The 24439-nt window shown below is 59.1% G+C and carries 24 protein-coding genes; 22 read left to right on the forward strand and 2 right to left on the reverse strand.

The window, feature by feature from the left end; translation table 11 throughout:
- The first annotated feature begins 161 nt into the window (after window positions 1-161).
- The 10 genes from fliL to ACA069_RS08565 all read left to right on the forward strand — a co-directional run bounded on the left by fliL (window position 162) and on the right by ACA069_RS08565 (window position 6751).
- Window positions 162-665 (forward strand): flagellar basal body-associated protein FliL, encoded by a 504-nt coding sequence (fliL, locus tag ACA069_RS08520; protein ID WP_007920033.1) that lies wholly within the window; start codon window positions 162-164, stop codon window positions 663-665.
- Window positions 666-674: 9 nt separating this feature from the next.
- Window positions 675-1643: a flagellar motor switch protein FliM gene (gene fliM / locus ACA069_RS08525; protein WP_003222890.1), complete on the forward strand. Its 969-nt coding sequence runs from the start codon at window positions 675-677 to the stop codon at window positions 1641-1643.
- Between the two features lie 56 nt (window positions 1644-1699).
- Window positions 1700-2155 carry a flagellar motor switch protein FliN gene (gene fliN, locus ACA069_RS08530; protein WP_123533702.1) on the forward strand — a complete coding sequence of 152 codons (456 nt, stop codon included), beginning with the start codon at window positions 1700-1702 and terminating at the stop codon, window positions 2153-2155.
- Window positions 2156-2614 (forward strand): flagellar biosynthetic protein FliO, encoded by a 459-nt coding sequence (gene fliO, locus ACA069_RS08535; RefSeq protein ID WP_497617072.1) that lies wholly within the window; start codon window positions 2156-2158, stop codon window positions 2612-2614.
- A complete protein-coding gene (fliP, locus tag ACA069_RS08540) occupies window positions 2614-3372 on the forward strand; it encodes a flagellar type III secretion system pore protein FliP (protein ID WP_123465773.1) in 759 nt (252 codons plus the stop codon). Before fliO ends, fliP begins: the two co-directional genes overlap by 1 nt.
- Window positions 3369-3638, forward strand: a complete 270-nt coding sequence (fliQ, locus tag ACA069_RS08545) for a flagellar biosynthesis protein FliQ (RefSeq protein WP_008077662.1) — start codon at window positions 3369-3371, stop codon at window positions 3636-3638. The genes fliP and fliQ overlap by 4 nt, the downstream gene beginning before the upstream one ends.
- Window positions 3639-3641: 3 nt before the next feature.
- Complete coding sequence (gene fliR, locus ACA069_RS08550; protein ID WP_489878519.1) at window positions 3642-4427, forward strand: flagellar biosynthetic protein FliR; 786 nt, start codon at window positions 3642-3644, stop codon at window positions 4425-4427.
- A 3-nt stretch (window positions 4428-4430) separates the two neighbouring features.
- The gene (flhB, locus tag ACA069_RS08555; RefSeq protein WP_305442064.1) at window positions 4431-5570 is read left to right on the forward strand and encodes a flagellar biosynthesis protein FlhB; all 1140 of its coding nucleotides are present in this window, start codon (window positions 4431-4433) and stop codon (window positions 5568-5570) included.
- 128 nt (window positions 5571-5698) lie between these two features.
- Window positions 5699-5950 carry a hypothetical protein gene (locus tag ACA069_RS08560; RefSeq protein WP_497617073.1) on the forward strand — a complete coding sequence of 84 codons (252 nt, stop codon included), beginning with the start codon at window positions 5699-5701 and terminating at the stop codon, window positions 5948-5950.
- Between the two features lie 132 nt (window positions 5951-6082).
- Entirely contained in the window at window positions 6083-6751 is a 669-nt protein-coding gene (locus ACA069_RS08565) for a hypothetical protein (protein WP_497617075.1), read from the forward strand.
- A 214-nt stretch (window positions 6752-6965) separates the two neighbouring features.
- On the opposite strand, the gene ACA069_RS08570 is transcribed toward ACA069_RS08565, so the two are convergent.
- Window positions 6966-9722, reverse strand: coding sequence for an immunoglobulin-like domain-containing protein (locus tag ACA069_RS08570; RefSeq protein WP_497617076.1), 2757 nt, complete (start codon window positions 9720-9722; stop codon window positions 6966-6968).
- A 246-nt stretch (window positions 9723-9968) separates the two neighbouring features.
- Window positions 9969-10328, reverse strand: a complete 360-nt coding sequence (locus ACA069_RS08575) for a DUF6124 family protein (RefSeq protein WP_401271978.1) — start codon at window positions 10326-10328, stop codon at window positions 9969-9971.
- A gap of 643 nt (window positions 10329-10971) precedes the next feature.
- Between ACA069_RS08575 and flhA the strand changes: the two genes are divergently transcribed.
- The 12 genes from flhA (at window position 10972) to ACA069_RS08635 (ending at window position 24426) form a co-directional block, all read left to right on the forward strand.
- The gene (flhA, locus tag ACA069_RS08580; RefSeq protein WP_187677392.1) at window positions 10972-13101 is read left to right on the forward strand and encodes a flagellar biosynthesis protein FlhA; all 2130 of its coding nucleotides are present in this window, start codon (window positions 10972-10974) and stop codon (window positions 13099-13101) included.
- 11 nt (window positions 13102-13112) lie between these two features.
- On the forward strand, window positions 13113-14453 hold the full coding sequence (flhF, locus tag ACA069_RS08585) for a flagellar biosynthesis GTPase FlhF (protein WP_497617078.1): 1341 nt from the start codon (window positions 13113-13115) through the stop codon (window positions 14451-14453).
- 116 nt (window positions 14454-14569) lie between these two features.
- Window positions 14570-15400, forward strand: a complete 831-nt coding sequence (gene fleN, locus ACA069_RS08590; protein ID WP_003222917.1) for a flagellar synthesis regulator FleN — start codon at window positions 14570-14572, stop codon at window positions 15398-15400.
- Window positions 15397-16137: an RNA polymerase sigma factor FliA gene (gene fliA, locus ACA069_RS08595; protein WP_003222919.1), complete on the forward strand. Its 741-nt coding sequence runs from the start codon at window positions 15397-15399 to the stop codon at window positions 16135-16137. The genes fleN and fliA overlap by 4 nt, the downstream gene beginning before the upstream one ends.
- 166 nt (window positions 16138-16303) lie before the next feature.
- A complete protein-coding gene (locus ACA069_RS08600) occupies window positions 16304-16675 on the forward strand; it encodes a chemotaxis response regulator CheY (protein ID WP_161986607.1) in 372 nt (123 codons plus the stop codon).
- Between the two features lie 17 nt (window positions 16676-16692).
- Window positions 16693-17481 (forward strand): protein phosphatase CheZ, encoded by a 789-nt coding sequence (locus ACA069_RS08605; RefSeq protein WP_027613919.1) that lies wholly within the window; start codon window positions 16693-16695, stop codon window positions 17479-17481.
- Window positions 17482-17535: 54 nt separating this feature from the next.
- Window positions 17536-19809, forward strand: coding sequence for a chemotaxis protein CheA (locus ACA069_RS08610; protein ID WP_497617080.1), 2274 nt, complete (start codon window positions 17536-17538; stop codon window positions 19807-19809).
- Window positions 19810-19858: 49 nt separating this feature from the next.
- Window positions 19859-20995 (forward strand): protein-glutamate methylesterase/protein-glutamine glutaminase, encoded by a 1137-nt coding sequence (locus tag ACA069_RS08615; RefSeq protein WP_489878524.1) that lies wholly within the window; start codon window positions 19859-19861, stop codon window positions 20993-20995.
- Complete coding sequence (locus tag ACA069_RS08620) at window positions 20995-21735, forward strand: flagellar motor protein (protein WP_187677395.1); 741 nt, start codon at window positions 20995-20997, stop codon at window positions 21733-21735. Before ACA069_RS08615 ends, ACA069_RS08620 begins: the two co-directional genes overlap by 1 nt.
- 12 nt (window positions 21736-21747) lie before the next feature.
- Complete coding sequence (motD, locus tag ACA069_RS08625) at window positions 21748-22638, forward strand: flagellar motor protein MotD (RefSeq protein ID WP_187677396.1); 891 nt, start codon at window positions 21748-21750, stop codon at window positions 22636-22638.
- Between the two features lie 43 nt (window positions 22639-22681).
- The gene (locus ACA069_RS08630) at window positions 22682-23470 is read left to right on the forward strand and encodes a ParA family protein (RefSeq protein ID WP_187677397.1); all 789 of its coding nucleotides are present in this window, start codon (window positions 22682-22684) and stop codon (window positions 23468-23470) included.
- Window positions 23471-23472: 2 nt separating this feature from the next.
- Window positions 23473-24426, forward strand: coding sequence for a CheW domain-containing protein (locus tag ACA069_RS08635; RefSeq protein WP_401271675.1), 954 nt, complete (start codon window positions 23473-23475; stop codon window positions 24424-24426).
- Window positions 24427-24439 lie beyond the last annotated feature (13 nt).

Consider the following 24439-nt stretch of genomic DNA (forward strand, 5'->3'; position numbering starts at 1 on the left):
ACAATCGACATAAATGTTGAATGTTAAATCGTATTCGCGAGCAGGCTCGCTCCCACACTGTTTTGTGATGCTCTCCCAATGTGCTCCGACACTTCTGGCATAACACTTGCTCTTGCCTTGCCGTGCGACTGTGAAAACCCGAATAGTGACGGATTATTGGCATGGCGAAGAGCGAAACAGCAGCAGTAAAAGACCCCGCGACCAAAGGCAAACTCAAGCTGATCATCGTGATCGTGCTGGCGTTGCTGTTGGCCATTGGCGCATCCGTGGGGGCGACCTGGTTCTTCATGCACAGTGCCCAGAGCAAGCCTGCCGAGGCCGCCGATGCTGCGCCGGTCGGCAAGCAGCCGGCGATTTTCGAACCGATGGCACCGGCATTCGTCGCCAACTACAACCAGAACGGCCGTCAGCGCTACATGCAGGTGAGCATCACCATGCTGGCGCGTAACCAGGCTGATCTGGAAGCGCTCAAAGTGCACATGCCGGTGATCCGCAACAACCTGGTGATGCTCTTCTCCGGTCAGGATTTCGCCACTTTGGCGACACCGGTCGGGCAAGAGATGTTGCGCCAGAAGGCTACAGCGAGCGTGCAGGAAGTGGCGCAGAAAGAGCTGGGCAAAGTGGTGATCGAACAGTTGCTTTTCACTAATTTCGTACTGCAGTAGGAACACGACATGGCCGTGCAGGATCTGCTGTCCCAGGATGAAATCGACGCGCTGTTGCATGGCGTCGACGATGGTCTGGTACAGACCGATAACGCTGCCGAACCCGGCAGTGTCAAAAGCTACGACCTGACCAGCCAGGATCGCATCGTCCGTGGACGCATGCCGACTCTGGAAATGATCAACGAGCGTTTTGCCCGTTACACCCGCATCAGCATGTTCAACATGCTGCGCCGCTCGGCGGACGTTGCCGTCGGTGGCGTACAGGTAATGAAGTTCGGCGAATACGTGCACTCGCTGTACGTGCCGACCAGTCTCAACCTGGTCAAGATCAAACCGTTGCGCGGCACCGCGCTGTTCATCCTCGACGCCAAACTGGTGTTCAAGCTGGTGGACAACTTCTTCGGCGGCGACGGCCGTCACGCCAAGATCGAAGGGCGTGAGTTCACCCCGACCGAACTTCGCGTAGTGCGCATGGTGCTGGAGCAGGCCTTCGTCGATTTGAAGGAAGCCTGGCAGGCGATCATGGAAGTCAATTTCGAGTACATCAACTCGGAAGTGAACCCGGCCATGGCCAACATCGTCGGCCCGAGCGAAGCCATTGTCGTGTCGACATTCCACATCGAACTCGACGGCGGTGGCGGCGATCTGCACGTGACCATGCCGTACTCGATGATCGAGCCGGTGCGCGAAATGCTCGACGCCGGTTTCCAGTCGGACCTCGACGATCAGGACGAGCGCTGGGTCAACGCCCTGCGTCAGGACGTGCTCGATGTCGACGTACCGATCGGCGCCACCGTGGCCCGCCGCCAGTTGAAACTGCGCGACATCCTGCACATGCAGCCGGGGGATGTGATCCCGGTCGAGATGCCGGAAGACATGATCATGCGCGCCAACGGCGTGCCGGCCTTCAAGGTCAAGATGGGCTCGCACAAAGGCAACCTCGCGTTGCAGGTGATCGAGCCGATCGAGCGTCGCTGAAGCGGCGCTCTTACCCCCACACATTTAGCTGAATTGTTGCCCGCCGAGGACAAATGATGAACGACGATATGAACGCCCAGGACGATCAGGCACTGGCCGATGAATGGGCTGCGGCCCTGGAAGAGACCGGTGACGGCCAGGCCGACATCGATGCGCTGCTGGCGGCCGACGCCGGTGCGTCGGGCTCCAACCGTCTGCCGATGGAAGAGTTCGGCAGCGTGCCGAAGAACAACGATCCGGTGACGCTGGACGGCCCGAACCTGGACGTGATCCTCGACATCCCGGTGTCCATCTCGATGGAAGTGGGCAGTACCGACATCAACATCCGCAACCTGCTGCAACTGAACCAGGGTTCGGTGATCGAGCTTGATCGCTTGGCCGGTGAGCCGCTGGACGTGCTGGTCAACGGCACGCTGATCGCTCACGGCGAAGTCGTAGTGGTCAACGAGAAGTTCGGCATCCGCCTGACCGACGTGATCAGCCCAAGCGAACGCATCAAGAAGCTGCGCTGAGTGAAAAGGTTTCTCTGGGTGCTGCTGGCGTTGCCTTTGGGCGTGCTGGCCGCCGAGCCGGTTGCCAGCGCCGCCGCCGCCGCGCCTGCCGCTACCGCGCCAATGGTCAGCAGCGGCGTGGCCGGGCAATTGACGCAGTTGGTGCTGGGCCTGCTGGTGGTGTTGGGCTTGATCTTCTTCCTCGCCTGGTTACTGCGCCGTGTGCAGCAGGCAGGGCCGGCGGGCAAGGGGCAGGTGATCGAGCTGATCGGTTCCCGCGCGCTCGGTCCGCGTGACCGGTTGATGCTGGTTCAGGTCGGCAACGAGCAGATTCTGCTTGGCTTGAGCCCCGGCACCATCACCGCGCTGCATGTGCTGAAGGAACCGGTGCAAGTGCCGAGCACTACCGAGAAAGCGACCCCGGAATTTGCCCAGCATCTGCTGAAAATTCTCGGCAAGGATCAGAAGGATAAGAAGTAATGGGTGCGCTTCGCATCGTCTTGACGCTGGCCCTGTTGCTGGCTGCGCCGCTGGCATTCGCCGCCGATCCGTTGTCGATCCCGGCGATCACGCTGGGCACCAACGCCGATGGCGCGCAGGAGTATTCGGTCAGTCTGCAGATTCTGCTGATCATGACTGCGCTGAGTTTCATCCCGGCGTTCGTCATGCTGATGACCAGTTTTACCCGGATCATCATTGTCTTCTCGATCCTGCGTCAGGCCCTTGGCTTGCAGCAGACACCGTCGAACCAGATCCTCACCGGTATGGCGCTGTTTCTGACCCTGTTCATCATGGCGCCGGTGTTCGATCGGGTGAACAACGATGCCTTGCAGCCGTATCTGGCGGAAAAACTCACCGCTCAGCAAGCGGTGGAAAAGGCGCAGGTGCCGATCAAGGACTTCATGCTCGCCCAGACTCGCTCCAGCGATCTTGAGCTGTTCATGCGCCTGTCCAAGCGTACCGACATCGCCACGCCCGATCAGGCGCCGCTGACAATTCTGGTGCCGGCGTTTGTGACCTCTGAGCTCAAAACCGCCTTCCAGATCGGTTTCATGATCTTCATTCCGTTCCTGATCATCGACCTGGTCGTGGCCAGTGTGCTGATGGCCATGGGTATGATGATGCTCTCGCCGCTGATCATTTCCCTGCCGTTCAAGATCATGCTGTTCGTGCTGGTGGACGGCTGGGCCCTGATTATCGGTACGCTGGCCAGCAGTTTTGGAGGTGTCTCGCCATGACGCCGGAAGTCGCGGTCGACATCTTTCGCGAAGCGCTGTGGCTGACGACCATGATGGTTGCGGTGCTGGTGATTCCGAGTCTGCTGGTCGGTCTGCTGGTGGCGATGTTCCAGGCCGCGACGCAGATCAACGAACAGACCCTGAGCTTTCTCCCGCGTCTGCTGGTGATGCTGGTTACCCTGATCGTCGCCGGCCCGTGGCTGGTGCAGACCTTCATGGAATACATCATTCAGCTGTATCACAACATTCCGATGGTCATCGGCTAAGCCATGCAATCGCTGCTTCAGCTGACCGACACCCAGATCAGTACCTGGGTGGCGACGTTCATGTTGCCGCTGTTTCGTGTGGGCTCGGTGCTGATGGTCATGCCGGTGTTCGGCACGACGCTGGTGCCCAAGCGTATCCGTCTGTATTTCGCGTTGGCGATCACTGTGGTGATTGCGCCCAATCTGCCACCGATGCCACCGGTCAATGCGCTGGATCTGAGCGGGCTGCTGCTGATTGGCGAGCAGATCCTGATTGGCGCGGTGCTGGGGTTCTCCTTGCAGCTGTTCTTTCAGGCGTTCGTGGTGGCGGGGCAGATTGTCGCGATCCAGATGGGTATGGGCTTTGCCTCGATGGTCGACCCTACCAACGGTGTGTCGGTGGCGGTGATCGGGCAGTTCTTCACCATGCTGGTGACCTTGCTGTTCTTGTCGATGAACGGCCATCTGGTGGTGTTCGAAGTCCTCACGGAAAGCTTCACCACGTTGCCCGTTGGCAGCGGCTTCATGACGACACACTATTGGGAGCTCGCCGGCAAACTCGGCTGGGTGCTCGGCGCAGCATTATTGCTGGTGCTGCCGGCGATCACGGCGTTGCTGGTGGTCAACATTGCCTTTGGTGTGATGACCCGCGCGGCGCCGCAGTTGAATATCTTCTCCATCGGTTTTCCGCTGACCCTGGTGCTCGGCCTCTTCATCGTCTGGGTCGGCCTGGCGGACATTCTCAATCAGTATCAACCGCTGGCCACCGAGGCCTTGCAGTTTTTACGCGAACTGGCACAGGCGCGCTGAGTCATGGCTGAAAGCGAAAGCGGTCAGGACAAAACAGAAGACCCCACGGAGAAGCGCAAAAAGGACTCCCGCGAAAAGGGTGAGGTCGCGCGCTCCAAAGAGCTCAACACCCTGGCCGTGATGCTGGCCGGTGCCGGTGCTTTGCTGGTGTTTGGCGGCATGCTGGCGCAGGACTTGATGGATCTGATGCGCATGAACTTCTCGCTGCCGCGCGAAGTGATCATGGATCAGCGCTCCATGGGCACTTTTCTGATGCATTCCGGCAAGCTCGCGCTGGTGGCGATTCAGCCGATCATGATTACCCTGTTGCTGGCCGCGCTGTTGGGTCCGATTGCCTTGGGCGGTTGGTTGTTTTCCGCCGGCACGATGGCACCCAAATTCAGCCGGATGAACCCCGGCGCGGGCCTCAAGCGCATGTTTTCGATGAAAGCCATCGTCGAGTTGCTGAAGGCGTTGGCCAAGTTTTTCATCGTGCTGGCCGTGGCGCTGGTGGTGTTGTCTGCGGACGTCGACGACTTGTTGCGTATCGCCCATGAGCCGCTGGATCAGGCCATCATTCACAGCGTGTTGCTAGTGGGTTGGAGCACTTTGTGGATGGCCTGCGGGTTGATCCTGATCGCGGCGGTCGACGTCCCGGTGCAGATCTGGGAGAGCATGAAAAAGCTCAAAATGACCAAGCAGGAAGTGCGTGACGAGCACAAGGATCAAGAGGGGCGGCCGGAGGTCAAACAGCGCATCCGCCAGACTCAGCGCGAAATGTCCCAGCGACGGATGATGGCGGCGATTCCCGATGCCGACGTGATCATCACCAACCCGACCCACTACGCGGTGGCACTCAAATACGACGCCGAGAAGGGTGGTGCGCCATTGCTGCTGGCCAAAGGTAGCGATTTCCTGGCGTTGAAGATTCGCGAAATCGCCGTGGCCAACAACGTCATGCTCCTCGAGTCGCCAGCGCTGGCGCGTTCGATCTACTACTCCACCGAACTCGATGAGGAAATCCCCGGTGGGCTGTACTTGGCGGTTGCCCAGGTCTTGGCCTACGTCTATCAGATCCGCCAACATCGCGCCGGCAAGGGCAAACGCCCGGATCCGCTCAAGGACGACCTGCCGATTCCGCCGGATCTGCGCCGCGACTCCTGATGCCGTTTGTCTGAAAACGGTGCATACCTGTCAACTCTGACAGGTGCGTTCGTTTTGTCTTTGCAGTTTTATGCAGGTTATACCGCGCACTTGGCGCGAGTACTCGGCACGCGCAAGGGAGCAAGACAATGAAAGGCACATTCAGTAGCTATGACCCAAAAACCGGCAAGGGCATCATTACGCCTAAGCGCTCCGGGACTTCTTTTGCGGCCGCTACAGGCTTCTTTTTGTCGGACGCAGGTTACGAGTTCCACATTCCAAAGACCGATTCAAATCGAGACAAGATCAAAGTGGGCGATTCTGTGGAATTCGACGAGCCGAAAACGGCGCGAGGAAAAGCCACAAATCTGCGTCTGGGCCCGGATCGCCCTCTGAAGTAGTCTGCGGCTGATTTCTGACGCCTTCCGTCTGTCTGAAAGGCCAGCATACCTGTTAGTTCTGACAGTAGACGTCGACCTCCGGTAGCGCTCCCATGTGTTTGGGAATAATCCCACAGCGCAGAGGCTGCACTCATGACACAGCGAATCTACAAAAAGCTTGAAGGAATGACACTGGAATATGTGTCAGGGCGGCTCGAACAGCGTCCCGAGGAGCGGGCCATTCGTTACACGGTGTCCTTCGATATGGATCTGGACTTCACCCACTTCGTGCAAATGGCCAATGTTTATATTCCGCGTTACCTGGATAGTCCGGTCAACGCGATTAGGCCTGAGCTGGACGGCCTGGCTTATCACTATTCCTACAACTACCTGTTTTCCTCGGCGGGCAATATTCGCGATAACGAGGCGTTGTTCAAACTGTTCACCTCGCCAGACAACTACATGGATGATTGGGCCGCCAGTAATGATCTGGAGGTGCGCTATGCCAAGCCAGTGTTTGGCCTTGTCGAGCGCAAACTGCGAATCACCGCGCACCAGGATTTCCGGGTACTGGACGATTCACGTCAGATTGAAATCGAGGACTTGCCGGTCATTCGTTTTCAATGGGCCCTCAATCTGCTGGAAGGCCATGCTGAGGAGCCGGGGGTGACGGCGCCAATAACCAAGGTCGTGCTCATGTACGCACATGAGGATCTGGTTGAGGTTGAAGGTCTGCAGATGTTCAGGGGGACGCGATACATCAATAGCCGGCAACTCAGCTTCGGTAATATTGCTCCCAGTCAGATTCTGACGGCGCAGTAACAAGCGCTTGAAGCAAAAGATCGCAGTCTTCGCCAGCGCCTACAGTTGAAATGAACTCCTGCAGGTGCTGGCGAAGGCTGCGATCTTTTGATCTTGCTTTTTAAAAACTCAAAGTTAAAAAAGATCATCGCCTTCGGCAGCTACAGTGTCGTTACCCGCGCTTGCTCCCGTTGTACTTCCCCGAGCGGGTTTATTGGCAGTTCGCGGACTTGACTCAAGTATCTACTCGGCAGGCAACCGCTGATTGGCCCTGGATGGTATGTGCAAAGGAATCTGCTCCGTCCTCCATGCGTATTACCCAAAAATGGTTCGTCTGTGGGTGGCCTTCATTGGTCCATGTGTTATTGGGGAGCCAGTTTGCAGCAGCAACAATGCCTCCTGGTTGCCCTTTGTAGGTGTTGTATACAGCACGCAATTCAGCTCGATTGTTGGGCAGACCTCCCCCGGCGTTTATACAGGCTCGCTCTGCGTCGGGCTCAGTCATGAAATTACCAAGCCTGACGAACATCTTTAACCCTGTCGTGGTGAGTGTATAAGTGGCTTCATTGTTTTGATGATCTGTGACTTTCAGTGTTGTGGTCCCTCGCCCAGAGACGCGTACCTTGCCTGTGTTTGCGTCTATCAATGCGACGTTGGTGTTGCTGGAGCTGAAACGATAGGGCTCGATTCCGCCGGTCGGCGTTCGCGTATAGGCAGCATCGCCTACAGGGTTCAGCGGTGGAATACCCCGTACAACGCTATAGTTTGGGAGACTCAGCGTGAGTGCGGTTCCAAAGTTCAACTTGGCCAATACCTCGAACATTCGGGGGGCGGAGACCGCGCCAGATCCATAGATAGCTTCGGCCGTAATGCGGTGTGTTTCGACCTTCAGGTCACTGAGCTTCAAGGTCCAGATCCCGGTGTCTGGATTAGCCTCTGCCCGGTCTTTAAGCGTGATTCCGTCGTAAACATTGACCGCCTGACCTTTACTGGCCGTGCCTGTCACGATGACCGCCGTTTCCAGTGTCTTACCGTCAGGGGGAATCTCGTCTCCACTCGGCGAGCCGGTGATCATTGTGATCTCAGGCTTCACATCCTCAACGGCCTTGACGGTATAAATGCGTTTCTTGAAGATTAGCGCCAGACCAACGTCCTGACTTCCGCCAAGTCCGGCTTTGAACTCCAGTGTCAGTTCGCTACCGTCTTTCAGATTCTGCAAGGTGGCGAGGGGGATCAAGCGCTCCCAATAGCCTTGGCTGATCCAGGTAGTGTTGGTTTGCGAGCCCGGTGGTTGCCAAAACGTTTCGTCGTAGTTGTTGCCATCCTTTTTGGTGCCTGTCAGGCGCAGCCAGACGTACTGAGCCAGCGCAATCAGTGGCCAACGGTTCACTCGCACGGTTGCGGCAGTGGTCAGCTTGCTGACGTCGAACTCGGGGCCGGCACCATTGTTGGCCGCCTGGGTGATTAACGGTATGCCCATGGCGGGGTTTTCATCGGCAATCGGCAGCACACTCAGATCCAGCGGATCCGATGGTGTGCTATTGCCGGTCACGATGTAGGTCACCGTCACCGTTTTACCAAGGTTGAACGCCACGACTGCGTTGTCCAGAGGGATGTTCAGATCCCCTTGCGTGCTCACATTGATGGGGCCGACGGTCTGGCTGCCCGAACCGGCGGTGCCGCTCCAGGTCACGGTGACCTGCGTGCCGATCATGTTGGGGTAGGCTGGAATCACGGCCGTCAGGGCGTCCTTGGCAACGAGCGGCTCGAGGCTTGTATCGTTGGGGGCTTGCTTGATTTTTGGCTTCAACAATTTAATCGGGGCCGCACCCGTCACCGTGGCCTTCGCGGGTTTTGAGTTACCCACCAGATCACCGTTGGGGCGGCGCAGTTCGTAGGTCACTGTCACGCTACTGCCAGCGAAGACCTTGTCGTTGGCCATTTCAAGGAACAAGGTTTTCTTGGAACCGAAAGGATCCGCTTCAACTTTGCCGGGGACAGTCACTACCACGTCGGCGGGTTGGCCTGTATTTTTCGCGGTGTAGGTGGCAAGGACATCGTCACCGGCCACAAAACGGCTGTCCGCCGTTATCACAACCATCAGCAACGGATTACCGGCGAGTTTTTCCAGATCGATGATGCTCGCATCATCACCCGGAAAATCTTCCAGCCGTTCCAGCAGAATCGGCATCGGCAGCAGGACACCATCCAGATCCTCATCCACGGTCTGCGCCGGCGACCACGGTGCATCGGTGTCCGGGCCGTTACCGAGCTGGTCGATGACGGTGTAGGAAAAATTCAGTTTGTGATCCAGCCGTTTCGCCTTGTCCAGGTAAGCGCGATCCACGGTGAAGCAGATGGTGATCGGCACTTCGGAGCCATGATCCGGTGGTTGCGGCGCCTGATTCGGATTGACATCGGCCGTCATCAGTTCGCCGTTGCATTTGAGGCTGATGCGGTCGTAAGCCCGGCAGTAGGGGTACGCCACACACACCTCTGCGCTGACGAAGTCCGGGGCGACGCCGTTCTTGATGGCGTCGGGCAGCAGCAATTTGAGTTCGGAGTGACCACCGGGATCGGTCAAGCGATCTTTGAGGCCAGGACGGATGCGGTTGTACAGCAATGTCAGCGCCGGCGTCGAAGTCCCCTTGTTCAGACTGCCGCGGGTGATGGTGTAAACGAGTTCATTGACAAGGTCTGTCAGCAGCAGGCCTATGGGCAGATACAACGTTTGAATGTTGTTCTCTCCGCCATCCGGGATGGTTTTTGTGGCCTCGGTGCTGGCGCCGTTCAGCACGAGTCGGATGACATCGCCGGCATCAACCGTACCCGACGCCGGCGGATCGACTGCGATTGTCAGGCCCATGGGTTTGAGGTCATAGACATGTTTGGGCACACCATAAATGGCGCCGACTACCGGGGTAGTGGCTTCAATTACTCGGGGTGGGCGGAGCACAAGAATGGTGTTGTCTGGTGGGGTTGAGGTGGTCATGGGCGAAGCTCCTGCGCAGAGGGAACGGGCAGGAGCTATCAGAGCGCTAAACGATGAATTAGACACCTGTCAGATCTGACAGGTGGCGACGAGTGGTCATCAGTGCGAAGTAAATGTGGGTTGTCTCTGATAGATCTCAAACAGCTGAAACCAAAAAAACCGCCGTCCCGATTGAACGGGGCGGCGGTTTTTTTGATCGTTCCCACGCAGAGCGTGGGAACGATCTTCAGGCCTGGGGGCAGCGGGCTAGTTCGGCAACTCCAGATTATCCAGCACCCGATTCACCGCCAGTTCCCCGAGCATGATCAGTTGCGCAATGCCCAGCAGCGTCCTGCGTTGCGAGGCGGGTATGAGATGGGCGAAGTCATTGGCGATGGTTCTTGCTGAGGCGAGAGTTTCGCAAGCGTTGGCCAAGAGTTCCTCGTTTTTGAAGTCTGCGGTAACGGCGTACATCGCACGGGTTTTACGTGGCGGCGGCGTGGAACCGGGCGGGCAGAGATAGTGATCGAGGGCGCGGTCGGCGGCTTCGTGGAGCTTTTTCGAATCGAGGGATTCGTAGGGCGAGGTGGGATCGGTTTCGGGCGGGTTGGGTGTTGGTTTGATCATGGTGAAGCTCCTTTGAGGGGGAGCCGCCAAATCCTGTCGCTAAACAGGAGGGGTGGCGGCTGTACGCAGGTTAGCGAACCGGTCAAAGGCACCCGGTAGACCGCGAGGGTCTCCCGCATACAGCCACCATAGAGACATTGCAGACATACAGATCCGCAACGAAGCCAGGAACGCTGATGCACCTTTAATCTGATCCGAGTCGCTAAACCCGATCGCTGATTGGTCAGCGACCGGACCACAATAGAACCCGACCCCAAGGTGCACAAGCCGGCGGATTCTGGCTTGGCTGTAGGCAATGGCGCAAGGATTTGTAGCCTTGGAGGCGTGTCAGAAGGTGTCTTTTAAACACCTGAGTTTAAGACGCAATTTTCGCTGACTTCACTGGCCCCTTCGCGAGCAGGCTCGCTCCCACATTTGGAATGCATTCCAATCCCGCATTTTGGTTTGTATTTCATTCCATATTTGGAATGCGGTTCCCTGTGGGAGCGAGCCTGCTCGCGAAAGGGCCAGCCCAATCAGCAAAAAACTCCCCGCCAACCCGCTCTATTTCATTCCCCGGCAAAAGTTGGAAGGCTTCTTGCAATAGCCGCCGTGAGCCCGCTCTGGGCGTCAAAAGTTTGCTTTAAAGGAACGGGGAAAACCGGTGGATCGCTCTCAGTTATTCAACACTGCTCGCACTAACGTTGCCGACCTCAGTCGAGGCAATCTGGGCGTGCCGTTGTTGCTGCTGGTCATGTTGGCAATGATGATGTTGCCGATCCCGCCGTTCCTGCTGGACGTGTTTTTTACCTTCAACATTGCTCTGTCGATCGTCGTCCTGCTGGTCTGCGTTTACGCGCTGCGGCCGCTGGATTTTGCGGTGTTCCCGACCATTCTGCTGGTCGCGACATTGCTGAGGCTGGCGTTGAACGTGGCGTCGACGCGGGTGGTGATGCTCCACGGGCAGGACGGCCACGCCGCCGCCGGTAAGGTGATCCAGGCCTTTGGTGAAGTGGTGATCGGCGGTAACTACGTGGTCGGTATCGTGGTCTTCGCGATCCTGATGATCATCAACTTCGTTGTGGTGACCAAGGGTGCCGGGCGGATTTCCGAGGTGAGCGCACGTTTCACCCTCGATGCAATGCCTGGCAAACAAATGGCCATCGACGCCGACCTCAACGCCGGCCTGATCGACCAGAACCAAGCCAAGTCGCGCCGTCAGGAAGTCGCCCAAGAGGCTGAGTTCTACGGTTCGATGGACGGTGCCAGCAAATTCGTTCGCGGTGACGCCATCGCCGGTTTGCTGATTCTGTTCATCAACCTCATCGGCGGCATGGCTGTCGGTATCTTCCAGCACAACATGACCTTCGCCGACGCCGGCAAGGTTTACGCCTTGCTGACCATTGGTGACGGTTTGGTGGCGCAATTGCCATCACTGTTGTTATCAACAGCGGCAGCGATCATGGTGACCCGTGCTTCCGGTTCGGAAGACATGGGCAAACAGATCAACCGTCAGATGTTCGCCTCGCCGAAAGCGCTGGCGGTGGCTGCTGGTTTGATGGCGGTCATGGGCCTGGTGCCGGGCATGCCGCACTTCTCGTTCCTGAGCATGGCTGCACTGGCCGCCGGTGGCGCGTATCTGTTCTGGAAGAAACAAAACGTCGTCAAGGTGCAGGCGCTGCAAGAGGTCAAGCGTCAGCAGGAACTGCTGCCGTCGCCGGCCCGCGCCATGGAAACCAAGGAGCTTGGCTGGGACGATGTGACCCCGATCGACATGATCGGCCTGGAAGTCGGTTATCGCCTGATTCCGCTGGTGGACCGCAATCAGGGCGGACAATTGCTGGCGCGGATCAAAGGCGTGCGCAAGAAGCTCTCGCAGGATCTGGGCTTCCTGATGCCCACTGTGCACATTCGTGACAACCTCGATCTGGCGCCGAGCGCCTATCGCCTGACCCTGATGGGCGTGATCCTTGCTGAAGCCGAGATCTACCCGGATCGCGAACTGGCGATCAACCCGGGCCAGGTCTACGGCACGCTCAACGGCATCAACGCCAAAGATCCGGCTTTCGGTCTGGAAGCGGTGTGGATCGAAATCAGCCAACGGGCGCAGGCGCAATCCCTTGGTTACACCGTGGTTGATGCGAGCACTGTGGTCGCGACCCACTTGAACCAGATTTTGTACAAGCATTCCAGTGAGCTGATCGGCCACGAGGAAGTGCAGCAACTCATGCAATTGCTGGCCAAAAGCTCGCCGAAACTGGCCGAAGAGCTGGTGCCGGGTGTGGTCTCGCTGTCGCAGTTGCTCAAAGTGTTGCAGGCGCTGCTGGCCGAACACGTGCCGGTACGCGATATCCGCAGCATTGCCGAAGCTATCGCTAACAACGCCGCGAAGAGTCAAGATACCGCCGCGCTGGTGGCCGCCGTGCGCGTCGGCGTATCCCGCGCCATCGTCCAAAGCATTGTAGGCACTGAGTCCGAGCTGCCTGTGATCACGTTGGAGCCAAGGTTGGAACAAATATTGCTCAATAGTCTGCAGAAGGCAGGACAAGGCTCGGAAGAGGGCGTTCTGCTGGAGCCAAGCATGGCCGAGAAGCTGCAACGGTCGCTCATCGAAGCGGCGCAGCGTCAGGAAATGCAAGGTCAGCCGGTGATCCTGTTGGTAGCAGGCCCGATTCGCGCGATGCTTTCGCGCTTCGGTCGCCTCGCAGTTCCGGGGCTGCACGTGCTGGCCTACCAGGAAATCCCGGACAACAAGCAAGTGACGATCGTTGCGACAGTAGGGCCCAACGGCTGAGGTAGTGGTTTATGCAAGTTAAGCGTTTTTTCGCCGCCGATATGCGTCAGGCCATGAAGCTGGTTCGTGATGAGCTGGGCGCTGATGCCGCCATCATTGGCAACCGCCGCATTGCCGGCGGCGTCGAGCTGACGGCGGCGCTGGATTACAAACTGTCGGCGCTGGCGCCACGAGTTCCGAACATGGAACTCGAGGATGAACTGCGCAAGACCCAGTCGCGTATCGTCACTGCACAAGCCGAACTGAGCCTGCGTGGCGAAGCCGACGGCAATAGCAATCGCCAGATCTTTGCCGGGCTGCCGTTGACCGCTGGCCTGCCGCTGACTGCCGCCGAACCGTTGAGCGAGCCGACTTACGCTGCGCCAGCGCGTTCAGCTCCGGCACCTGCGCAATCGTCTGGCGGTGTTGATCCGCGTGCACTGGATTCGATGCGTTTTGAATTGAACAGCCTGCGCGAGCTGATGGAAGTCCAGCTCGGCACCCTGGCCTGGAATCAGCTGCAAGGCAGCCGTCCGGCGCAAGCCAACCTGTATCGCCGTCTGCAACGGATCGGTCTGTCCGGCCCGCTGTCGCGCGACTTGCTGGCGATGATCACTGATATCGAAGAACCTCGTCAGGCCTGGCGCATGTTGCTGGCGCACCTGGCGCGGATGATTGCCGTACCGGAAGTCGAGCCGCTGGAAGAGGGCGGTGTGATTGCGATGGTCGGCCCTGCCGGCATGGGCAAGACCACCACGCTGGCCAAGCTTGCTGCGCGCTATGTGCTCAAATACGGCGCGCAGAACGTCGCGCTGGTGAGCATGGACAGTTTCCGCATCGGCGCTCAGGAACAACTGAAGACCCTGGGCCGGATTCTCAACGTGCCGGTAACCCACGTCGATCCGGGCCAGTCGCTGGTCCAGGCGCTGGATCCGCTGCTGCGCAAACGCGTGGTGCTGATCGATACCGCCGGCCTGCAAGCCAGCGATCCGGCACTGCGCATGCAGCTCGAAAGCCTGGCCGGTCGTGGCATTCGTTCAAAAAATTATCTGGTCTTGGCAACCACCAGCCAGAAACAGGTTCTAACCGCCGCTTATCACAGTTACAAGCGTTGCGGGCTCGCCGGGTGCATCCTGACTAAACTGGATGAAACGGCCAGCCTTGGCGAAGTGTTGAGCCTGGCGATCAGTCATGAATTGCCGGTCGCGTACCTGACCGATGGCCCACGGATTCCGGATGATTTGCATCTGCCGCGCCGTCATCAACTGGTCAGCCGCGCCGTCAGCGTGCAAATGCAGGAAGAACCCAGCGAAGAAGCCATGGCTGACATGTTCGCTGATATCTATCACAGCCCGACCAAGCAGGTAGGCTGAGGTATTCATGAACAGTTTTTGTACCTACATCGATGGTCTGCCACGCATTGTTCCGGTTGTGAACGCGCAGCCAGTAATGTGGCCTCCGTCTATGCAAGACAAGGTAAAGAAATAACATGGGCAGCATGCATCCCGTACAGGTGATCGCGGTGACCGGCGGCAAAGGTGGCGTCGGCAAGACTAACGTGTCAGTGAACTTGTCTCTGGCGCTGGCAGAGCTTGGCCGTCGGGTCATGCTGCTGGACGCCGATCTGGGGCTGGCGAACGTCGACGTTCTGCTGGGCCTGACGCCCAAACGCACGCTGGCCGACGTGATCGAAGGCCGCTGCGAGCTGCGCGACGTTTTGTTGCAAGGCCCGGGCGGGATCCGCATCGTGCCCGCTGCGTCCGGCACTCAGAGCATGGTTCACCTCAGCCCGGCGCAACATGCCGGTCTGATTCAGGCCTTCAGTGACATCGGCGACAATCTCGACGTTTTGGTGATCGACACCGCTGCGGGTATTGGTGACTCGGTAGTCAGTTTTGTTCGCGCCGCGCAAGAAGTGTTGCTGGTGGTCTGCGACGAGCCGACCTCGATCACTGACGCTTACGCCCTGATCAAGTTGCTCAATCGCGATTACGGCATGAACCGCTTCCGCGTCCTGGCCAACATGGCCCAGAGCCCGCAAGAAGGTCGCAACCTGTTCGCCAAGTTGACCAAGGTCACGGATCGCTTTCTTGACGTGGCCCTACAATACGTCGGCGCCGTGCCTTACGACGAAAGCGTGCGCAAGGCGGTGCAGAAGCAGCGTGCGGTCTATGAAGCCTTCCCGCGTTCCAAGTGCGCGCTGGCGTTCAAGGCGATCGCCCAGAAGGTCGACACCTGGCCGCTGCCTGCCAACCCGCGCGGCCACCTTGAGTTTTTCGTCGAACGCCTCGTGCAGCAAACGGCAGGGCCTGTGCTATGACCGCCAGCGGTATGAATTACTACAAGAAGTCGGCACGTGACGCGCAGTACGAATTGATCGAGCGTTACGCGCCACTGGTAAAACGCATTGCCTATCACCTGCTGGCGCGATTGCCGGCGAGTGTGCAGGTCGAGGATCTGATCCAGGCCGGGATGATCGGTCTGCTCGAAGTCTCGACCAAATATGACGCCAGCAAAGGCGCCAGTTTCGAAACGTACGCGGGCATTCGAATCCGCGGCGCGATGCTCGACGAAGTGCGCAAAGGGGACTGGGCGCCACGCTCGGTTCACCGCAACACCCGTATGGTCAGTGACGCGATTCGTGCAATTGAAGCTAAAACCGGCCGTGATGCTAAAGATCACGAGGTTGCGGCCGAACTCCAATTGAGTCTCGACGATTACTACGGGATTTTGAATGACACCCTGGGCAGCCGCTTGTTCAGTTTCGACGACCTGTTGCAGGACGGCGAACACGAAGGGCTGCACGAGGATGGCGCCAGTGCTCATCTTGAGCCGTCACGCGATCTGGAAGATGAACGCTTCCAGGCAGCGCTGGCGGACGCGATTGCCAATTTGCCGGAGCGTGAGCGACTGGTGTTGGCGCTGTACTACGACGAAGAGCTGAACCTCAAGGAGATCGGTGAAGTCCTTGGCGTCAGTGAATCGCGGGTCAGCCAGTTACACAGCCAGTGCGCGGCCCGTTTGCGGGGGCGTTTGGGGGAGTGGCGAGCGCGCTGAAGGCAGTGTGGGGACACTGCGAACGAGGCTGGTGCGGTGATAAACGGCACCGGTCTTGCTCTGTTGTGCTCCAGACAGTCTTCGAGTGCTGCGCCGATTGATTGAAGTGGCGCGTCCAGGTGCTGGGCGCGTTTAAGACTGCTTGGAGGTCGAATTGAACAAAGACATGAAAATCCTCATCGTTGATGACTTCTCAACGATGCGGCGGATCATCAAGAACCTGCTGCGGGATCTTGGGTTCACCAACACCGTAGAGGCCGACGATGGCGTCACCGCCATTCCGGTACTCAACAGCGGCAGCATCGACTTTCTGGTAACGGACTGGAACATGCCGGGCATGACCGGTATCGATCTGCTGCGTCACGTGCGTGCCGATGAAAAACTCAAGCACCTGCCAGTGCTGATGGTGACCGCTGAAGCCAAGCGCGAGCAAATCATCGAGGCCGCTCAGGCCGGTGTGAACGGCTACGTGGTCAAACCTTTCACGGCTCAGGCGTTGAAAGACAAAATCGAGAAGATTTTCGAACGCATCGGCTGATGACGCGCGGGGGAGCTATGGAGCATAACGAATCTTCACAGGGCGATTTCGAATCGACCCTGAAAAAACACGCGGTCGAACTGGTCGAGAGCCTTGAAAAAGGCAGGTTCGGCGACGCTGTGCAACTGATCCATGAGCTCAATCAGACCCGTGACCGCGGCCTGTATCAGGAAGTGGGCAAGCTCACACGCGAACTGCACAGTGCGATCGTCAACTTCCAGATCGATCCGCACATGCCGCAGGCCGAGGAAGTGTCGCAAATCACCGACGCCACCGAACGCCTGGGCTATGTGGTCAAGCTGACAGAAGCCGCGGCCAACCGCACCATGGATCTGGTGGAAAGCGCCACGCCGGTGGTCAATGGTCTGGCTGAAGAAGCCCAGGCCTTGAGTACCGATTGGGGGCGTTTCATGCGTCGTGAAGTCGGGGCTGAAGAGTTCCGCGAACTGGCGCGCCGGGTCGACGGTTTTCTGTCGCGCAGCAGCACGGACAACCGTGCGGTGTCGAGCAATCTGAACGACATCCTGCTGGCTCAGGATTATCAGGACCTTACCGGTCAAGTGATCAAGCGTGTGACCCAACTGGTCACCGAAGTCGAAAGCAATTTGCTCAAACTCGTCCTCATGGCCAGTCAGGTGGACCGCTTTGCGGGCATCGAACATGACCGTGCGGCGATGCTTGCAGAAAAAGATCCACAAAAACATCTCTCGCAGGGTGAAGGTCCGCAGATTCATGCCGATAAACGAGAAGACGTTGTGTCCGGTCAGGACGATGTGGACGATTTGTTATCCAGCCTTGGATTCTAGAGTTTTTGAATTTTAGGTTTTTTGGGTTTTTAGACCTGTAGGAGCACCCCATTAATGAGCTTCGGCGCCGATGAAGAGATCCTTCAGGATTTCCTGGTTGAGGCCGGCGAGATTCTTGAGCAACTGTCCGAACAACTGGTCGAGCTGGAAAGCCGTCCGGATGACGCAGATCTGCTCAACGCAATTTTTCGCGGTTTTCACACTGTAAAAGGGGGCGCCGGCTTCCTTCAGCTCAACGAGCTGGTGGAGTGCTGTCACATCGCCGAAAACGTGTTCGACATCCTGCGCAAGGGTGAGCGTCGCGTTGATGCAGAACTGATGGACGTTGTCCTCGAAGCACTGGACGCGGTGAACAGCATGTTCAGCGAAGTCCGTGAACGTGCCCCGATCACCGCGGCGACTCCGCAACTGCTGGCTGCACTGGCACGTCTGGCCGAGCCGCAAACGGCGGATGAAGCCCCGGCTTCGCCAGTGGCCGAGATGATCGAGGAACTGGTCGTCGAGGGCGATTCTGGCGACATCACCGATAACGAATTTGAACAGCTGTTGGACTCGCTGAACGCCGTCAAGGCCGAAGCCGAGGCCCCGGCCGCTGCTGCACCTGCGCAAACTGCCGATGCGGCAGCCAGCGATGAAATCACCGATGCCGAGTTCGAGTCGTTGCTCGATCAACTGCACGGCAAAGGTCAGTTTGCAGCCGACGCGGTCACGCCAGCAGCGGCCAAACCTGCGGCACCTGCGGCGGGCGACAGTTCGGACATCACCGACGACGAATTCGAAGCACTGCTCGATCAGTTGCACGGCAAAGGCAACTTCGCCGTTGAAGCGCTGGAGTCGGCAATTGCTTCGGCACCTGCTGCGCCTGCCGCTCCGGTGGCTGCCGCTGCCGGCAGTGATCTGATCAGCGATCACGAGTTCGAATCGCTGCTCGACGAATTGCACGGCAAAGGCAAGTTCACTGAAGTTGGCGCCGCTGCTGCAGGCTCCGCTTCGACAGTCGCCACGCCTGCCGCGAAGGCACCGGTCGCTGCTGCGCCGAAACCTGCCGCCAAGCCTGAGCCAAAAGCTGAAGCGCCAAAACCGGCTGCCGCTGCCGCTGCTGCACCGGCTCCGGCCCGTGCTCCGGCTGCACCGCCACCGGAAAAACCGGCGAGCGAAGCCGAGACCACCGTGCGGGTCGACACTGCACGTCTCGACGAAATCATGAACATGGTCGGCGAGTTGGTGCTGGTGCGTAACCGTCTGGTGCGCCTGGGTCTCAACAGCGGCGACGAAGCCATGCAAAAGGCCGTGTCGAACCTCGACGTGGTCACGGCTGACTTGCAGACCGCGGTGATGAAGACGCGGATGCAGCCGATCAAGAAAGTCTTCGGGCGCTTCCCGCGTCTGGTTCGCGACTTGGCGCGTCAGCTCAAGAAAGAGATCAACCTGGAACTGGTCGGCGAAGAAACCGACCTCGACAAAAACCTTGTCGAGGCTCTGGCCGACCCGCTGGTCCACTTGGTGCGCAACGCCGTCGACCACGGTATCGAGTCGCCGGAAGAACGTGAAGCGTCGGGCAAGGCCCGTGGCGGTCGCGTGGTACTGGCAGCCGAGCAGGAAGGCGACCACATCCTGCTGTCGATCTCCGATGACGGCAAAGGCATGGACCCGAACGTCCTGCGTGCGATCGCGGTAAAACGCGGCGTGATGGACAAGGACGCGGCCGATCGCCTGAGCGACACCGAGTGCTACAACCTGATTTTCGCTCCGGGCTTCTCGACCAAGACCGAGATCTCCGACGTGTCCGGCCGCGGTGTCGGCATGGACGTGGTGAAGACCAAGATTTCCCAGCTCAACGGTTCGATCAACATCTACTCGACCAAGGGCCAGGGCTCGAAGATCGTCATCAAGGTGCCGCTGACCTTGGCGATCATGCCAACCCTGATGGTGATGCTCGGCAATCAGGCGTTCGCGTTCCCGCTGGTCAACGTCAACGAAATCTTCCACCTCGATCTGTCGACCACCAACGTCGTGGACGGTCAGGAAGTGGTGATCGTGCGGGACAAGGCATTGCCATTGTTCTACCTCAAGCGCTGGCTGGTCAGCTCCGCCGCTCACGAAGAGCAGCGCGAGGGCCATGTGGTGATCCTTTCGGTGGGCACGCAGCGGATCGGCTTCGTCGTCGATCAACTGGTTGGCCAGGAAGAAGTGGTCATCAAGCCATTGGGCAAAATGCTGCAAGGGACTCCGGGCATGTCCGGCGCCACCATCACCGGTGACGGCCGCATTGCACTGATTCTCGATGTTCCAAGCATGCTCAAGCGTTACGCCGCACGGCGTATTTGAATCCGGGGCGGCGGGGCGACGACGCCCCGCTGCACCTAATGGAGTGTTTATGGCAGTCAAAGTCCTGGTGGTGGACGATTCGGGTTTTTTCCGCCGCCGCGTCTCGGAAATTCTTTCAGCGGATCCGAGCATCCAGGTTGTCGGCACGGCAACCAACGGTAAAGAGGCGATCGATCAGGCCATGGCCCTCAAGCCGGACGTGATCACCATGGACTACGAGATGCCAATGATGGACGGCATCACGGCAGTGCGGCACATCATGCAGCGCTGCCCGACCCCGGTGTTGATGTTCTCCTCGCTGACCCACGAAGGCGCCCGGGTAACCCTGGATGCGCTGGATGCCGGCGCGGTGGATTTCCTGCCGAAGAATTTCGAAGACATCTCCCGTAACCCGGAGAAGGTCAAGCAACTACTGTGCGAGAAGGTTCACAGCATCTCGCGCAGTAACCGTCGTTTCAGTGCCTACAGCGCGCCGGCCCCGGCCGCAGCGCCTGCACCTGCGGCAGCTCCGGCTGCGTCGAGTTACAGCAGCCACAGCACTGCTGCTCCGGCACGTCCGGCACCCGCGCCTGTACCTGCTCGCGCATCGGCTGCCAGTGCTTCGTCGCCGGCACCGAAACGCAAGGCCTACAAACTGGTTGCCATCGGCACGTCGACTGGCGGCCCGGTTGCGCTGCAACGAGTATTGACTCAGTTGCCGGCGAACTTCCCGGCACCGATCGTGCTGATCCAGCACATGCCGGCGGCGTTCACCAAGGCTTTCGCCGAGCGTCTGGACAAGCTCTGCCGCATCAGCGTCAAGGAAGCCGAGGATGGCGACATCCTGCGTCCGGGCCTGGCGCTGCTGGCTCCGGGTGGCAAGCAGATGATGATCGACGGCCGTGGTGCGGTGAAAATCCTCCCGGGCGATGAGCGTCTGAACTACAAGCCGTGCGTGGACATTACTTTCGGTTCCGCCGCGAAATCCTACGGTGACAAAGTTCTGGCGGTCGTACTGACCGGCATGGGCGCCGACGGCCGCGAAGGCGCGCGTCTGCTCAAACAGGGCGGTAGCTCGGTGTGGGCGCAAGATGAGGCAAGCTGCGTGATCTATGGCATGCCGATGGCCATCGTCAAAGCCGACCTCGCTGATGCGGTGTACGGTCTGGACGATATCGGCAAGCACATCGTCGAGGCCTGTATCTGATGGATGTTCTAAGCCTTATCGGCATCATCATGGCGTTCGTCGCCATCATCGGCGGCAACTACCTTGAAGGTGGTCACCTCGGTGCGCTGGCCAACGGCCCGGCGGCGCTGATCGTAGTGGGCGGCACCATCGGTGCTGCGCTGTTGCAATCACCGATGAGCGCGTTCAAACGCGCCATGCAGATCCTCGCCTGGATCTTCTTTCCGCCGCGTGTGGATCTGGCCGGCGGCATCGACCGCGTGGTCAACTGGAGTCTCACCGCACGCAAGGAAGGCCTGCTGGGTCTGGAAGGGGTGGCCGATGCCGAACCCGACAGCTACTCGCGCAAAGGTCTGCAACTGCTGGTCGACGGCGCCGAGCCGGAAGCGATCCGCAGCATCCTTGAAGTGGATTTCTACACCCAGGAAGCCCGCGACATCGAAGCGGCCAAGGTCTTTGAAAGCATGGGCGGCTACGCGCCGACCATCGGCATCATCGGCGCGGTGATGGGCCTGATCCACGTGATGGGCAACCTTGCCGACCCGACGCAACTGGGTAGCGGCATCGCCGTGGCATTCGTCGCGACCATTTACGGCGTGGCCAGTGCAAACCTGATCCTGCTACCGGTGGCGGCCAAGTTGAAGTCAATCGCGTTGCGGCAGTCGCGTTATCGCGAAATGTTGTTGGAAGGCATTCTGTCGATCGCCGAAGGTGAAAACCCACGCTCCATCGAGTTGAAGCTGCAAGGCTTCATGGACTAAGGGAATAACCTCATGGCTCGTCGCAGACATCAGGAAGAACACGTCAACCACGAGCGCTGGCTCGTTTCCTACGCGGACTTCATTACCTTGCTGTTCGCGTTCTTCGTGGTGATGTACTCGATTTCGTCGATCAACGAAGGCAAGTACAAGGAAATTTCCGAAGCGCTGGTCGGGGTCTTCAAGGATTCCGACCGCGCGCTCAAACCGATCCCGATTGGCGACGAACGACCGAAGACCGTGACCCCGGCCAAGCCGCTGGTCAAGGACGCCGAGCAGATTGACGCCGGTATCGCCGGTGCCAGCGATCCGCTGAAAAGCATTGCCGATGACATCAGCGCAGCGTTCGGCGACCTGATCAGCTCCAACCAGATGACCGTGCGCGGCAACGAGTTGTGGGTCGAGATCGAACTCAACTCCAGCCTGTTGTTCGGCAGCGGTGACGCCATGCCGAGCGACATTGCGTTCAACATCATCGACAAGGTTGCGGCGATCCTCAAGCCGTTCGACAACCCGATCCACGTCGAAGGTTTTACCGACGATCAACCGATCCGCACCGCGCAGTACCCGACCAACTGGGAGCTGTCCTCGGCGCGCTCGGCAAGCATCGTGCGCATGCTGGCGATGCAGGGTGTGAATCCCGGCCGTCTGGCTTCGGTGGGTTACGGTGAGTTCCAGCCAGTGGCCAACAATGCCACCGCCGAAGGTCGCGGGAAAAACCGTCGTGTGGTGTTGGTGGTGTCGCGCAATCTCGATGTACGCCGCAGCCTCACGGGCACCGGAACCGCCAACGCGCAACCGGATGCCGCACTGAAGCGCGCTGGCACACAAACTGCACCGACCCCGGTCAAGACGCCGGGACGCGAGAGTGCCGTCAATTCTCCGTCGCCCGCATTAATACGCTGAGCCATGTCTCGGTCGAGCATCTCGGCCGGGAGGAAAGAAACGAATGAGAGTCTGGGCAGTCGCCAATCAAAAGGGTGGTGTTGGTAAAACCACATCTTCCATCGCTTTAGCCGGTTTGCTGGCAGAGGCGGGCAAGCGCGTGGTTGTGGTCGATCTCGACCCGCACGGCTCGATGACCAGTTATTTCGGTTACGACCCCGACAGCCTGGAACACAGCAACTACGACCTGTTTCTGCACAAGGGCACCGTGCCGCAAGGCCTGCCGGGGCAACTGTTGCTGTCGACCAGTGACGAACGCATTTCCCTGTTGCCGTCCAGCACCGCGCTGGCCACCCTCGAGCGTCAGTCGCCGGGGCAGAGTGGTCTGGGCCTGGTGATCGCCAAGAGTCTGGCGCAGCTGTGGCAGGACTTCGATTACGCCGTTATCGACAGCCCGCCGTTGCTTGGCGTGCTGATGGTCAACGCCCTCGCGGCGAGTCAGCAACTGGTGATCCCGGTGCAGACCGAACACCTGGCCGTCAAAGGCCTGGAGCGCATGGTCAACACCCTGGCGATGATCAACCGCTCGCGCAAACAGGCGCTGCCTTTCAGCATTGTGCCGACGTTGTTCGACCGCCGTACTCAGGCATCGCTGGGCACCTTGCGTGTGTTGCGCGACAAATTCCCGGACGAGATCTGGCAGGGTTACATCCCGGTCGATACTCGTCTGCGCGACGCCAGCCGCGCCGGTGTCACGCCTTCGCAATTCGACGGCAAGAGCCGTGGTGTGCTGGCTTACCGTGCGCTGCTCAAACATCTGTTGGCGCAACAACTTGTTCCGCAGGTGGCTTGAGCATGAATCGGCCGCTGAAATCGACGTCGAAGCCGCAGTTGGCGTTGCAGTCTTATCTGGACAGTTTGTTGGAGGAGATTCCCGACGAATTGCCGGCGCAGATTGCGGCACAGCCTGAGGTGATTGAAAGCGCTGAAGCGCTGGATGAATTCCAGGCTGCCGTGCTGGAAGAGCAGGCGCGTGATGCGCAGAAAGCCGCCAAACCTGTCACGCCGGTTGCCGCGCCTGCGATGGCGCCAGTTGCCAAAGCGCCGGTGGCGTTGATCGAAGAAGCCGAACCGGTTCGCGCATCGGTCTCGACATTGGCACCGCTGCTGCAAACTCAGTTGCTGAAGACCACACCGGAACCGGCAGTGGTCGAGCCTGCGCCAGTCGTGCCCGCACCCGTCGAACAGACGCTGGTGCCGCCACTGGTGGAAGTGCATCTGCCGCCGAGCAACACACCGCCGCCGGTTGAAACCGACGGCCGTCCGGCCTGGGCCTCCGAAGCGTTCGAATGTTTGCTGTTCGACGTTGCCGGGCTGACCCTTGCCGTGCCGCTGGTGTGCCTCGGCTCGATCTATTCACTGGCCGGTCACGAGCTGACACCGCTGTTCGGTCAGCCGGAATGGTTCCTCGGGATTCTGCCGAGCCAGGCCGGCAACCTGAAAGTGTTGGACACCGCGCGTTGGGTCATGCCGGATCGTTATCGTGATGACTTCCGTCAGGGCTTGCAGTACGTGATTTCGGTACAAGGTTACGAGTGGGGCCTGGCGGTGCATCAGGTCAGCCGTTCGTTGCGTCTTGATCCGAATGAAATCAAATGGAGAAGTCACCGGGGTCAGCGGCCATGGCTCGCCGGCACCGTGATTGAGCACATGTGTGCATTGCTGGACGTTTCCGCACTGGCCGAGTTGATCGCCAGCGGTGGGGCAAAGCACTTGGGCGGCAGCAAGCCGCTACATAAACCGACATAGCAGCCGACATAAC

The organism is Pseudomonas sp. LBUM1652, from assembly GCF_059716105.1.